This window comes from Roseovarius sp. 217, from assembly GCF_000152845.1.
In the GTDB taxonomy this organism is placed as follows: domain Bacteria; phylum Pseudomonadota; class Alphaproteobacteria; order Rhodobacterales; family Rhodobacteraceae; genus Roseovarius.
This window is the reverse complement of the sequence record NZ_CH902584.1, coordinates 608,620-620,992: the sequence shown is the minus strand read 5'-3', so window position 1 is coordinate 620,992 and position 12,373 is coordinate 608,620. Positions and strand designations below refer to the sequence as shown.

Genomic DNA, 12,373 nt, shown 5'->3' with positions numbered 1-12,373 from the left:
GCGTTCGCCTTCAACGGGTCAGGCAATATCGGGTGCAATAATCCATGAACAGAAACTACAAGGTCGTCGATGTCTTTTCGAAGGAACATTTCCTTGGAAACCCGGTCGCGGTTGTCCTGGACGGTGAGGGGCTGAAGGATGATGAGATGCAGGCCATCGCCCGCTGGATCAATCTGTCCGAGACCACCTTTGTCATGCGTTCAACCGACGCCTGAGCGGATTACAAGCTCCGCATTTTCGCCCCGACAACCGAACTTCCCTTTGCAGGCCATCCGACCCTCGTGACGGCACATGCGGTCCTGGAGGCCGGATTGTTCTCCCCCACGGAAGGGAAGCTGGTCCAGGAATGTGCCAAGGGCCTCGTTCCGATCTCGGTCGAGGCTGCCGGAGACGAACGGCGTCTGACCTTTGAACTGCCACCGGCGGAACACCGTCTGCTGACTGGCGAAGAGATCGACGAACTGAACGCCATCCTTGGCCACAAGGTGCTGGCCGACCCGGCACCTGCAGTGGTGGACGTGGGGGCCGTCTGGATCGCCGCTGAAATCTCCGACGTCGATTCCCTGCTCGGGATCGCGCCGGACCTGGCCAGTTGCGCCGATTTCGAGCGCCGCCTCGGGGCCATCGGCGTATGCTTATACGCGGTCAGCGATACGGGGATCGAAACACGGTCCTTCCCGACATCGACCGGCGTAAACGAGGATCCCGTCTGCGGCAGCGGCAATGGGTGCGTGGCGAGTTTCCGGCTGAAGGCTTCCCAGATCGGGCAGGGCGATTCTTACATCGCGCGGCAGGGGCGAATGACCGGGCGCGACGGCTTCGTCTCAATCCGGATCGATTCCGATCACGGAGTCTTTGTGGGCGGTGCGTGCATCACGACGATGGACGGCACTCTGAAGTCGTGACCGCACCGCCGCTTGCCTGGGCCAACGGGCAAGGAAAGGGAATGTGGCGATGAACAAGACACGGAGGCCCATCTGGCCGACAGCATCGCCGCGCCCGAGGCAGGCAACAACGCGGCATCGGCCGGGACACTGATTCCGATGCTGACACTTGGCGTGCCCGGAAGCGGTACCACGGCGGTCATGCAAGTTCTGCTTGTATCGCTCAGCATCCAACCCAGACCGCTTCCTTTCGAAAGGCTACCGGATCTTGTCTGGGGGCTGATCGCGGCACTTTATCTCGCCAATGTCATGCTGCTTATGCTGAACGTGCCGATGGTCGGGCTTTTTACCCGCATGCTGAGTCTGCCACATTGGCTGCTCATGCCTCTCGTCGTCATGGTCAGCTTTATCGGCATCTACTCGATCAGCCACTCGGCATTTGATCTGTTCGTGATGATCGGTTTCGGTGCTTGTGGCTATGCTCTGCGCAAGCTGGACATCTCACTGGTTCCGGTCGTGCCAGGCCTGCTTCTGGGGGCGGACATGGAAAACAATCTCAGGCGGGCATTGTCGATCTCAGGAGGAAACTTCGACATCCTCGTGCGAAGTCTGATCGCGCTGGTGATCTACTTGGTCACGGCCCTATTGCTGGTCCGGTCCTTTACGATTTCCTTGCGCCGGAGCAGGCAGGCGGCAGCGCGGCTCTAATCCGGTGTGCTCCGGGCCGGTGCCACGAGTGTTAACCCGTCTTAGACAGTACCGATTTTGCCGCTACGGCAAGACGCCGGACGCCTTCGATCATCGTTTCAAGGTTGTTCAGTGTGAAATTCACCCGGATGGAACGGCGGTTCATCCCCTCAGGATCGAAGACGCTCGACGGCGAAACGCAGACGCCATGCGCCATCGCCACACGCAGCAAATCATCGGTATTCAGGCGCGGATCGCGCGCCGTGGCCCAGACGAACATGCCACCTGACGGCACCTCCCAGTCGAAGAGGTCAGCAAGGTGCGTTTCCATCGCGGTACACAGCGCGTCGCGGCGGGCACGGTAGAGATCGAGGATTCCCGGCAAGACCCGATCCGTCAGACCGGTGGAGATGGCGTCATAGGTGATCCGCTGGCAGAGGCCGGAGGTACTCATATCCGATCCCTGCTTTGCCGATACAAGCGCCGCGATCATTTCGGGTACCGCGATAACCCAGCCGATCCGGAAACCGGGCGCAAGCTCTTTTGACAGCGTGCCCAGGTAGATGACCGGGCCGTCATAGGGGCCGCTGCCGTGCTGCGCTGAGAGCGTCAGCATCCGTGGCAGGGGTGCTCCATCGTAATAAAGCGTTCCGTAGGGATCATCTTCGACCAGCCAGGTACCGGTCTGGTGCGCCGCCTCGACCAACACCTGCCGTTGGGTCAAATCGACAAGCCGACCGGAGGGGTTTGAAAAATTCGGCACCGTATAGGCGAATTGCGCACCCGCAAAAGCCGCGGCAGGGTCAAAATCTCCCGCTTCCAACACCATCGGACGATACCGGGGCAAGCGCGGCCGCCACGCGTCAAACGCACCCAGATAGGCCGGGCTTTGCACTGCAACGAGGCTGCCCTCTTCCAGCAGGACCTTTCCGATCAGGTCAAGCGCCTGCATGCCGCCTGTGGTGATAAGCACATTGTCGCGGGTCAACGTCAATCCCGGTGCGGAAAACCGCGTTGCGATCAGGTCGCGCAAAATTGGCAATCCGCTGATCGGGGCATAGGCCAGCGCCTCGCTCGGGTGGTTAGCTACGGCCCTTTCTGCCAGTTTTGACAAATCATTGACAGGCCATGTGGCCGGATCTGGCAGGCCGCCCGCCAAGTTGATCAGCCCCGGAATTTGTCCGGCCGCGAGAAATGTCTGGGTTACATCGTTGGTGTCGGAGAGCCATGCGGCGAAAGTGGGGCGTGTCATGAAATATCTCGATTTGCTATACTCTTCGCCACTACGGCGCGGGATGATCCACCCGGCTTAGGATCGCGCGGGCATGCGAGGCGTCGCCAGATGTGGCCGACAGATCATAAGGCAGCACAGTCACCCCGTCGAGCGGTGCGGCAATGCCCGTTAGACGCGACGCGAAAACGAGTTCGAAACGCGCAGGAGCCAATACCACGCGGGTATGGGCGCAGCGCAGATCGGCGCAAATCGATCGATCCAAAGGCTAGCAGCGCCACGCCCTTTGCCGCGGCGATCGCGCGCGCATTGGCGAGGACCCGTGCGGACTCGATCAGCGCGATGACCGGATACGGCAGCACATCGGTCAGTGACCCAATCTGATCGGCACCCTCGGCCTTGGGCAGCATAATTGCGTCGGGGCGCAAGGTCGCTACCGCAGCCAGATCGGATTCAAACGCGGTGCTCCCGATTGCGTTGATGCGCACGATCACTGGCAGTTCGATGAAATCGCGACGCAATGCGGCGCGGGCAGCATCCTTGGGACCGTCGGCTACCGCGTCCTCAAGATCGAGGATAATCGCATCGGTCCCCGACGCGGCGGCCTTTGCGAAACGCTCGGATCGATCTGCAGGCACGAACAGCGGCGCCCTGATCGCTTCCAGCGCACTCATTCCTTGACGATGAAGATAGCTTCGATCTCGACCATGACCCCAAGCGGAAGTGAACCCATGCCGACGGCCGCACGCGCGTGATATCCTGCTTCGCCCAGAACCTCGATGAAAAGTTCGGAACAGCCGTTGACGACCTTGGCGTGATCGATGAAATCCGGTGTCGCGTTGACCATACCGGTAACCTTGGCCACCGCCTCGACAGCCGACGGATCCCCGGCGACCGACTTGACCACCGACAAGAGTTGCAGCCCGACATTGCGCGCCGCCGCGTAGCCTTGTTCGACCGTTGCATCGTCCCCGAGACGACCGGTGATAAATGTCCCATCGGGATTGCGCGGAATCTGGCCAGACAGGTAAAGCGTGTTTCCGATCTTTCGCACTGGTCGGTAAACGGCCAGCGGGTCGGGCGCTTGCGGCAAGGTCAGGCCGAGTGCTTCCAGTTTCTGTTCAGGTGTCGTCATGTCTCAAATCTCGATCTCTTGCGATTCACGGACGGTACGGGCCTCTCCCGTAACGCGTATGCTGGCACCCCGTTCCGGCGTGATCTCGGTGATCAGCCGCGAAGGCACGCCCATATCCTCGCCTTGGCGGATGGTTACGCGGCCCTGATGCGGCCAGTCGATGTCGCGCAGGTATCCTGCCAGAGCCGCAGCGGCGGCCCCCGTCGCAGGATCCTCAACGACACCGCCAAAGGGGAACGGATTGCGCGCATCGAACAGTTGCGCCGTCTCGGCAAAAACCAGATTGAAGGTAATATAGCCCTCGCGTGCGGCCAGCGCCTGCGCCCGGGCAAAGTCATACTTCATCTCGCGCAGGGCCTCGCGGTCTTTCAGCGCAAGGATCAGGTGATCGCCGCCGCCATGGGCCACGGCGGGGGGAATGCGCGGGTCGAGACTGTCGCGCGACAGGCCAAAGATATCCAGGGTTTCCGCCAGGACCGCAGCGGCCACAGGTCCGCTGCGCGTCGGCGGCGATTGGAAGGCTGCCCCCCAGCTGGCGTCGGACGAATGGCCCTCGACGGTTATGCGCGCGCGATTGATGTCGAGCGTGAACAGCCCCGGCCCAACATGGCGTGCCAGGGCCGCGCCAAGTGCAATCGTTGCATGGCCGCAGAAATCCACTTCGACCTCGGGAGCAAAATATCGGACCCGCCACGCATCGCCCTCGGGCGCAGCAAAGACGGTTTCCGAATAGCCGACTTCCGCCGCAACTTTCTGCATTACGGCAGGTTCAGGCAGGGTGTCACAGATCACGACACCCGCCGGGTTCCCGCCATCCTGTCCGCTCGAAAACGCGGAAATATGTTGTATGTTCAGCATATTATTGTCCAATACTGTTCGTTTTACCATCAACGGTGCTCCCGCGCTCGGCGCTTTTCACTAGCAAGGTCAGGGTGCGATTGATCGGTACGTCGATGCCCAGTTTAGCGGCTCGACTCACGATTTCCCCATTGAGGTAGTCGATTTCGGTCGGTTTGCCGCGTCCTAGGTCCTGCGCCGTCGAGGAGTGCTGACCGGCCATTGTGACGGGTATGGTTCGGATTGTTTCGAAAACTGCGTCTGGCACGGAAACGCCCTCCGCCTGCGCGACGGAAAGGGCTTCGCGGGCAATATCCCGCATCAGTTCCGGCATACCCTCCTGCGCCGCGATCTTGCCATAGGGCAACCCGGTGATGGCCGACAGCGGATTGATGGCGCAATTCACCACCAGCTTCGCCCAGAGCGAAGCCATGACATCGTCAAACACGCGCGTCTCGACACCGGCCACGTTGAAGATGTCGGCGACTACCTCCGCACCTTGCCCCGACAGTTCCAGATCGCCGCGCCCTTCGTGACGCACAACCCCTGGGCCAATCATGTGGCTGGCGACATAGACTACGACGGGCAGTACCGGACGCCCGGTAATCTGCCCGAGGGTTTCGGCATTCGACACACCGTTCTGCAGGCTGAGCACGATGCAACCTAGCGCCAGATGAGGTGCGATTTGCTGCCCGGCCTCTCTGGTATCGCCGGACTTTACACAGACCATCACGATGTCAGCGCCGCGGATCATCGAAGGATCAGTGCTGGCCCTCACCTTGGCGACAAGACGTTCACCGCCCTTCTCGAGGGTCAGTCCACTTTGCGACACGGCATCGACGAAGGGTGCCCGCCCGATCAGCACGACCTCATGTCCGGCGAGCGCGAACATGGCACCATAGTAGCAGCCAACCGCACCTGCCCCCATTACAGCAATTTTCATGTGACGCTCCCTTCACTGAACGGTGTTGCCTGCGGCGCGTGCGTCAGCCGAAATAGTTCACGACAGTCTTGATACGCGAGAACTCATGCAAGGCTATCACACCCTTTTCCCGCCCGTGACCCGATTTGCGAACACCGCCGAACGGCAGTTCGACGCCGCCCGCCGCACCATAATTGTTCACAAAGACCTGCCCGCAAAGCAACGCCTTTGCCACCCTCTTCTGGCGGGCGCCGTCGCGTGTCCAGACCGAAGCGACAAGCCCATAATCTGTCCCGTTTGCGATGGCGATAGCTTCCGCCTCGTCTTTGAACGGAATCACACACAGGACCGGGCCGAAGACCTCTTCCTGAGCGATACGCGAGTTGGGGTTGCAGGGGCCGAACAGAACCGGCGCGACGTAAAAGCCGTCACTTGGTGTGTTGGACCCGATCCGGCCCTTGGCGATAATGGGCTGATCCGACTCCGCGATATAGCGCTCGACACGCTGCTTCTGTTTGGCGGAAATCAGGGGGCCCATCACATCGTCTTCGCCCGACGGTCCGACTTCAATCGCCTCGAACCGCAATTTCAGTTCCGCGACGACCTGATCGAAGATGGGGCGATGGATCAAAACACGACTGCCTGCCGAACAGGTTTGGCCAGCGTTCTGGATCAGGGCGTTCACCAACACCGGGATTGCGGCGTCAAGATCGGCATCTTCGAATACGATCTGCGGAGATTTGCCGCCAAGCTCCAGCGTACAACCGACATAGTTCTTTGCCGCAGCGATCTGAATCAGTGTTCCAACTTCGGGCGAACCGGTGAAGGAGATAAAGTCCACGCCGCGATGTTCGGTCAGGGCCTTGCCGGCGGTTTCTCCGCGCCCGGTTACAACGTTGAAGACCCCCGCGGGGAATCCGACTTCGACGGCAAGCTCTGCAATCCGCAAGGCGCTCAGGCAGGCATCCTCGGAAGGTTTCAGCACAACCGTGTTGCCCATCGCAAGCGCGGGGGCGATTGACCGGCCGACCTGCTGCGCCGGATAGTTCCAAGGCAAGATCACCGCGACGACGCCATGCGGCTCGCGGTACATCGCGACGTCATAATTGTTCATGAACGGAATGACTTCGCCATGCAGCTTGTCAGCAGCGCTGCCATAGAATTCGAAATAGCGGGCCGCCATGATCATGTCGGTGCGCGACTGCTTGATTGGCTTGCCGTTGTCTTTCGTCTCAATCTGCGCCAAGGCTTCCTTTTCTTCGAGAATACGCAGGGAGAGCTTCAACATCAGCCGTCCGCGTTCAACAGCCGTCAGCTTCGACCATGGACCGGTCTCGAACGCTTCCCGAGCTGCGGCGATGGCAAGATCGACATCCGCAGCGTCACTATCCGGGATCTCCGCGAATGTCGCCCCATCGATCGGAGATACGACCGGAAGAACCCTGCCGGATTGAGCCGGAACCCAGCTATTGCCGATCAGGTTCTGTGGTTTGGATGTGCTGTTGTTGATCTCGTTCATCATGAGTTCCTTTCTGGCGGCGATCACTCGGTCGCACGCTGCCTGCGCTGCGCAAACATGGTGAGTATGCCTGCCGATTTCGGCGGCTTCAGTTCATTCCGAAGTTGGGCTCTTGCTTGGCAAAGAAGGCGCGCACGCCCTCCTCGCAGTCGGCGGAGGCAAAGACCTGGTCGCTGGCGTCGAGCGAGCGGGAGATCAACTCGGCGGTAGACAACCGCGTAGCCTCTCCGATCAGGGCTTTGCACAGGCTAAGCGCCTGGGGCGGGCGCTTCGACATCTCCGCCGCAAGGGCCTGTGCCGAATTGACAACATCGTCTTTCGGCACAACACGATCAATCAGACCCCAGGCGAATGCAGTTTGGGCATCCACTGGCTCGGTCAGGAAGATCAGTTGTTTCGTCCTGGCAGGACCGATGCGGCGCACGGTCCGATAGGGGCCACCGCTGCTGGGGAATACCCCAAGGCGCATTTCCGGCATGGCAAAGCGGCAGTCCTCTTCGGCGACGATCAGGTCGCAGCACATGGCTATTTCCAGCCCCCCGCCATAGGCGAGACCGTGGATCGCTGCCACGACGGGTTTGGGGAAAGTGGCCAGTTTCTCAAAAACCGCGTTCTGTCGCAGCAATTTCAATTCAACGACCTTGCCCGGTTCGTGAAAGGCGTCGAACTCGGAAATATCAGACCCGGCGCAGAAGGCGCGGCCAGCGCCCTTCAGAACGATGGCACGCACCTCGTCATTCCGGCGCAGACCTTCAAGAATGCGATCAAGCTGTCCGGTCATCTCGATCTTGAACACGTTCAGTGGCGGGTTGTTCAGCGTGATGGTGGCGATACTGTCGTGCACTGCCAATTCTACATAAGGTTCGATCATTGTTGTGCTTTCTCGAATGTCGTCAGTATCTCAGCGGATGTTTTGGTGAGTTCACTGTAGTCTATGGCGGGCTCTTGCTTCAAACAATCTGCATAATCTTAACTATTATGCAGATTGCCTGAGTAATAATGTCGACGCAAAGAGTTTGAACTGAATTCAGTGATTGTGGCAGCGGCAGGTCAGTTCAAAATGTCCCGCAGAAACAATGACACTTGCGGAACGTCAGTTATGACCAAGAGCGCCGCGATCACTGTCGATACCGGAATGATCAGGGATTTGAACAACCTTTGTAAGGGAATCTCGGCGACCTGTGCCGCAGCGAACAAGTTGACGCCCAAGGGAGGGGTGAACAATGCGGTAGTGGCGCTCCGAAACAAATCGGGCAAATCAACACCGCGTTCAAGAGTTGCTAAATGTTTGATTGGCGTCAGGGCACCCGGACAGGCTTCAAGCTTGGGGTGATTGGAGCAGCTTTACCTGTTCAGGCACAAAGGCATCGCCTGCGCCTTTTTCGATCAGATTGCCCAGTGTTTTGTGAACGGCGTCAGCCACTTGTCGGGTAGCGCCCAGTTCGTTTGCCATCTCGGTGTAGTAGCTGGCGTCCTTGTAGGCGTTCGCGATGGTGAACCGCAGCAGATCGGAATTGCGTTCAAGAATGTAGGGGGCGACCCGTTCAAGAGCCGCACCACCGGCGCCGCCCTTGCGCAGGCAGTCCACCATTGCTTCGACGTCCATCCCGTCCGAAATCGCACAGGCGGCAACTTCGGCGATCAGGGTGACAGTGCCGAGCGAGATGATGTTGTGGATCAGCTTCAACTGGTGGCCGCTGCCGGGGCCGCCAGCGACAAAAATGTTCTCCGCAAACGTCTCCAGCACTGGCCGTACCTTGGCAATTGGGTCGCTCTCGCCTCCGACCAGCAGGTTGAGGCGACCTTCTTCGGCTTCCTTTGGCGTCCGAGTCATTGCTGCATCCACCAGTTCGGAACCGACCTTGCGGACCTTTGCGGCAAGGGCGCGGGTGGAACTGGGGATCGCGGTGGAACAGTCGACGACGATCGTGCCGGGCCGCAGGGCTTCAAGCACGGCACCAGAGCCGATCAGCACGTCCTCGACCTGCGGGCTGCCGGTCACACACAGAATCAGGATGTCGCACGCCTTCGCAAGATCCGCCGCCATGTCATGACGGGTTGCACCCAGGTCGATCAGGTCTTCCGTTGGCTGGTTGCCGTCATGGTGCAGGAAATGGAGTTCCCAGCCTTTGGCTGCAATATTCTTCCCGATGCCATGCCCCATCAGACCAACACCAATCAATCCGATCTTTTGCACTTTGGCAGTCCTCCTAGTGTGTCTAGCTATGCGGGATGGAGCTGCACCCCGTTGTCAGTGCTCCATTTACCTCCCCGCAACGATGTGCAGGCAACCAGATTGGTAGTCCTGTCCTAACTGGAAGCTGGCGAGTATGAATTCTGACTAAAGATACGCAGTACCTATAATTCAGGCAATATTTTAAAACTTATGAATTAGTCAGTTAAATTGAAAGGTCACAGAGAGGCATTTGTTTCTACTACACTCGTCGAAGGAATTGCCAATCTTGCTCTAGGTATGGCATTTCAACCGGGCTCTGTTGCACAAATCGTGACCTACCCCTCGGTCGCCCCTCACTCATAATGAGAGTCCTTTGGTTGATAGTCTTCGGTTTCTGTCCGTACTGCTATCAAGTACAACAGAATCCGATGTGTTAAAAAGGCGAATGCGCCCGGGCAGTCGAGAACGAGCCTCATAACGTTCCCGCAGCTGTGGATCTCACCACCCCGGTCAGATCAGTCATGCCGCCACCGTTCAGTTTGGGTCACTGCTCCTCAAAGCAAACAAGCTTCTCACTCGCACGATATCTGGTATACCTCTGAAACCACAAGAAAATCAGTATATAGATGGAACTCGTCGCCCACCCAATCCTTACCTTCCTGACAGACCCATGTCGAAGGCGCCCACGCCCACTCAGCTTGAGAGATGGATGTATCGCTGCGCAAGGAGGTGCAGATCATTGCGATCCTGCGTCAGGCGGAAGGTGGTGTGCCGGTGGCCGAGTTGTGCCGCGAGCACGGGATGAGCAATGCGTCGTTCTACAAGTGACGGGTGAAGTATGGCGGCATGGATGCATCGCTGATCAGCCAGATGAAAGCGATGGAAGACGAGAACCGTCGCCTGAAGCGGATGTATGCGGATCTGAGCATGCAGGCGAATTTACTCGAAGCCCTTGCAAAAAGTGACTGGGCCATCTCAACGCCGCGAGATGGCCGAGAATGCCGTGTCACGACGTGGGGCAAGCATCGCCCTCGCTTGCCGGGCCTTCGGGGTCAGCGAGACCTGCTTTTGCTATGGCCCGAAGCTGCGGGCCGAGAACGAAGAGATCGCCGATCTGCTGGTCGGGCTGACGGATGCCCGCAAGACCTGGGGTTTTGGGCTGTGTTTCCTGCACCTTCGCAACCTGAAGGGCTGGGTATCGAGATCGACTTCTCCTTGCCCGCAGAACGGGTGATCCGCAGCCTGGACAGGATCATCGAATGGCGCGGCAAACCCGGCACCATTAGGGTCGACAACGGCACGGAATATATCAGTGGCAAGCTGCTGATATGGGCCGAAAAACGGGGCATCACCATCCAACCCGGTCAGCCGCAGCAAACCGCCTACATCGAGCGCTACAACCGCACCGTCCGGCATGAATGGCTGGACCGATACATCATCGAAACCATCGACTAGGCCCAAGATCACGCCACGCAATGGCTCTGGACTTGCAACAACGAAAGCCCGATCATGGGCGTCGGCGGGGTAACCCTGGGCTTTGCCCGTTCAGAAGCTGAAAATGGCCGCGTGAATTCTACGACCGCACCCCGTTAAAAATGAGGGATTACCCGCCGAGCGCATCAAGGACCGCATGGCCCAGCTTGAAGCACGACAAAAGCAGCTGCAGGCCGACCTTGCCGCGACCCCCGCCAAGGACACCGCCCTGCGCATTCACCCCAAGATGGCCGAGACCTATCATGTCCGCATCAAGCAGCTGTTCGCGCCGGATGGCCCGGGCGAGGCCCGCGAGGCGATCCGTGGGCTGATCGAGAAGATCGTGGTCACGCCTGTGCCCACGGGCGGCAAGCGCATGGAGCCACAGCTGGACCTTCACGGCGCGCTCGCAGGCATTCTGGCGCTGAGCATTGGTGGGGAGGGGAAGCCCGGACAGCAAAAAACCTCCTGTGAACAAGAGGTTGTGCAAAGTATAGTATTTATGGTTGCGGGAGTAGGATTTGAACCTACGACCTTCAGGTTATGAGCCTGACGAGCTACCGGGCTGCTCCATCCCGCGACAGTGTTTTGCCTGTTTTCCGCGTGTGGAATTGGGCGATTGTTTTGGCTTTGGGCGATATTGATCGCCTTGGGCCTATAGTATGCCCCAGCATTGTTTTGTTGTGGGGCGTTTTATCGTGGTCGAGAGATACAGTTTGATGTCTTGAGGTTTTTACCAGGTTTGGCAGCGACCTACTCTCCCACGTCTTAAGACGCAGTACCATTGGCGCGACAGCGCTTAACGGCCGGGTTCGGGATGGGACCGGGTGTTTCGCTTGTGCTATGACCACCAAACCGGGAAAAAACCTCGAGACATATTAGGTGTCCTACCGCCTATCGGCGACTTGAGGACGTTTGTTTGTCCTGACGGCGCTCGGCGTCATGAGGACAGGTATTGCCCAACCGTCTTTCTCCGATTGGGCAGTGTTCCAAGTCAAGACATTGTGTTTTGTGTATGCTTTTGAGTTTGTCCGTAACAATCTTGCTATTACTGGATCAAATCAAGCCTATCGAGCCATTAGTACCAGTCAACTGAACGCATTGCTGCGCTTACATCTCTGGCCTATCGACGTGGTGGTCTACCACGGCTCTCAGGGATACCTTGTTTTGAGGGGGGCTTCCCGCTTAGATGCCTTCAGCGGTTATCCTGTCCGAACATAGCTACCCTGCACTGCGGCTGGCGCCACAACAGGTCCACCAGTGGTTCGTTCACCCCGGTCCTCTCGTACTAGGGGCAACTCCTCTCAAGTATCCTACACCCACGGCAGATAGGGACCGAACTGTCTCACGACGTTCTAAACCCAGCTCACGTACCTCTTTAAACGGCGAACAGCCGTACCCTTGGGACCTGCTCCAGCCCCAGGATGAGATGAGCCGACATCGAGGTGCCAAACACTGCCGTCGATATGGACTCTTGGGCAGTATCAGCCTGTTATCCCCGGCGTACCT

The 12,373-nt window shown here is 58.8% G+C and carries 11 protein-coding genes, 1 tRNA gene, 1 rRNA gene, 2 pseudogenes and 2 other annotated features; of the genes and pseudogenes, 3 read left to right on the top strand and 12 right to left on the bottom strand.

All coding sequences use genetic code 11. The features are described 5' to 3' along the window. Positions 1 to 44: 44 nt before the first annotated feature. Both ROS217_RS02920 and ROS217_RS02915 read left to right on the top strand, forming a co-directional pair. Positions 45 to 905, top strand: a pseudogene (locus ROS217_RS02920) (PhzF family phenazine biosynthesis protein). Between the two features lie 12 nt (positions 906 to 917). Then, positions 918 to 1,592, top strand: a complete 675-nt coding sequence (locus tag ROS217_RS02915) for a tripartite tricarboxylate transporter permease (protein WP_009816159.1) — start codon at positions 918 to 920, stop codon at positions 1,590 to 1,592. 31 nt (positions 1,593 to 1,623) lie between these two features. On the opposite strand, the gene ROS217_RS02910 is transcribed toward ROS217_RS02915, so the two are convergent. The 9 genes from ROS217_RS02910 to ROS217_RS02875 all read right to left on the bottom strand — a co-directional run bounded on the left by ROS217_RS02910 (position 1,624) and on the right by ROS217_RS02875 (position 9,412). Continuing rightward, a complete protein-coding gene (locus ROS217_RS02910) occupies positions 1,624 to 2,823 on the bottom strand; it encodes an aminotransferase-like domain-containing protein (RefSeq protein ID WP_009816158.1) in 1,200 nt (399 codons plus the stop codon). Positions 2,824 to 2,927: 104 nt separating this feature from the next. Beyond that, a complete protein-coding gene (locus ROS217_RS02905; RefSeq protein ID WP_009816156.1) occupies positions 2,928 to 3,476 on the bottom strand; it encodes an aldolase/citrate lyase family protein in 549 nt (182 codons plus the stop codon). Next, positions 3,473 to 3,937, bottom strand: coding sequence for a RidA family protein (locus ROS217_RS02900; RefSeq protein WP_009816155.1), 465 nt, complete (start codon positions 3,935 to 3,937; stop codon positions 3,473 to 3,475). The genes ROS217_RS02905 and ROS217_RS02900 overlap by 4 nt, the downstream gene beginning before the upstream one ends. Before the next feature lie 3 nt (positions 3,938 to 3,940). Further along, entirely contained in the window at positions 3,941 to 4,795 is an 855-nt protein-coding gene (locus tag ROS217_RS02895; RefSeq protein ID WP_009816154.1) for a PhzF family phenazine biosynthesis protein, read from the bottom strand. A 1-nt stretch (position 4,796) separates the two neighbouring features. Further along, complete coding sequence (locus ROS217_RS02890) at positions 4,797 to 5,717, bottom strand: ketopantoate reductase family protein (RefSeq protein ID WP_040650317.1); 921 nt, start codon at positions 5,715 to 5,717, stop codon at positions 4,797 to 4,799. A gap of 43 nt (positions 5,718 to 5,760) precedes the next feature. Then, the gene (locus ROS217_RS02885; RefSeq protein ID WP_083781572.1) at positions 5,761 to 7,215 is read right to left on the bottom strand and encodes an aldehyde dehydrogenase family protein; all 1,455 of its coding nucleotides are present in this window, start codon (positions 7,213 to 7,215) and stop codon (positions 5,761 to 5,763) included. An 88-nt stretch (positions 7,216 to 7,303) separates the two neighbouring features. Continuing rightward, complete coding sequence (locus ROS217_RS02880; protein ID WP_009816151.1) at positions 7,304 to 8,086, bottom strand: enoyl-CoA hydratase/isomerase family protein; 783 nt, start codon at positions 8,084 to 8,086, stop codon at positions 7,304 to 7,306. Between the two features lie 179 nt (positions 8,087 to 8,265). Then, positions 8,266 to 8,439, bottom strand: a complete 174-nt coding sequence (locus ROS217_RS24960) for a hypothetical protein (protein ID WP_367118655.1) — start codon at positions 8,437 to 8,439, stop codon at positions 8,266 to 8,268. A 94-nt stretch (positions 8,440 to 8,533) separates the two neighbouring features. Further along, positions 8,534 to 9,412: an NAD(P)-dependent oxidoreductase gene (locus ROS217_RS02875; protein WP_009816149.1), complete on the bottom strand. Its 879-nt coding sequence runs from the start codon at positions 9,410 to 9,412 to the stop codon at positions 8,534 to 8,536. A gap of 684 nt (positions 9,413 to 10,096) precedes the next feature. On the opposite strand from ROS217_RS02875, the pseudogene ROS217_RS02865 reads away from it, so the two are divergent. Continuing rightward, positions 10,097 to 10,961 (top strand): annotated as a pseudogene (locus ROS217_RS02865) (transposase). Between the two features lie 33 nt (positions 10,962 to 10,994). On the opposite strand, the gene ROS217_RS23350 reads toward ROS217_RS02865, so the two are convergent. The 3 genes from ROS217_RS23350 to rrf all read right to left on the bottom strand — a co-directional run bounded on the left by ROS217_RS23350 (position 10,995) and on the right by rrf (position 11,719). Beyond that, positions 10,995 to 11,324, bottom strand: coding sequence for a hypothetical protein (locus ROS217_RS23350; protein ID WP_157046525.1), 330 nt, complete (start codon positions 11,322 to 11,324; stop codon positions 10,995 to 10,997). A 43-nt stretch (positions 11,325 to 11,367) separates the two neighbouring features. Continuing rightward, positions 11,368 to 11,444: transfer RNA gene (locus tag ROS217_RS02855), tRNA-Met, on the bottom strand. 160 nt (positions 11,445 to 11,604) lie between these two features. Further along, positions 11,605 to 11,719, bottom strand: a 5S ribosomal RNA gene (rrf, locus tag ROS217_RS02850). 215 nt (positions 11,720 to 11,934) lie between these two features. Beyond that, positions 11,935 to 12,181, bottom strand: a sequence feature (23S ribosomal RNA rRNA prediction is too short). Between the two features lie 20 nt (positions 12,182 to 12,201). Further along, positions 12,202 to 12,361: a sequence feature (23S ribosomal RNA rRNA prediction is too short), on the bottom strand. Between the last annotated feature and the right edge of the window lie 12 nt (positions 12,362 to 12,373).

What these genes read in the sequence shown, in the direction of transcription:
- ROS217_RS02910 (WP_009816158.1), bottom strand. Translation starts at nt 2,823, where the DNA reads ATGACACGCCCCACTTTCGCCGCATGGCTCTCCGACACCAACGATGTA.
- ROS217_RS02905 (WP_009816156.1), bottom strand. Translation starts at nt 3,476, where the DNA reads ATGAGTGCGCTGGAAGCGATCAGGGCGCCGCTGTTCGTGCCTGCAGAT.
- ROS217_RS02900 (WP_009816155.1), bottom strand. Translation starts at nt 3,937, where the DNA reads ATGACGACACCTGAACAGAAACTGGAAGCACTCGGCCTGACCTTGCCG.
- ROS217_RS02895 (WP_009816154.1), bottom strand. Translation starts at nt 4,795, where the DNA reads ATGCTGAACATACAACATATTTCCGCGTTTTCGAGCGGACAGGATGGC.
- ROS217_RS02890 (WP_040650317.1), bottom strand. Translation starts at nt 5,717, where the DNA reads ATGAAAATTGCTGTAATGGGGGCAGGTGCGGTTGGCTGCTACTATGGT.
- ROS217_RS02885 (WP_083781572.1), bottom strand. Translation starts at nt 7,215, where the DNA reads ATGAACGAGATCAACAACAGCACATCCAAACCACAGAACCTGATCGGC.
- ROS217_RS02880 (WP_009816151.1), bottom strand. Translation starts at nt 8,086, where the DNA reads ATGATCGAACCTTATGTAGAATTGGCAGTGCACGACAGTATCGCCACC.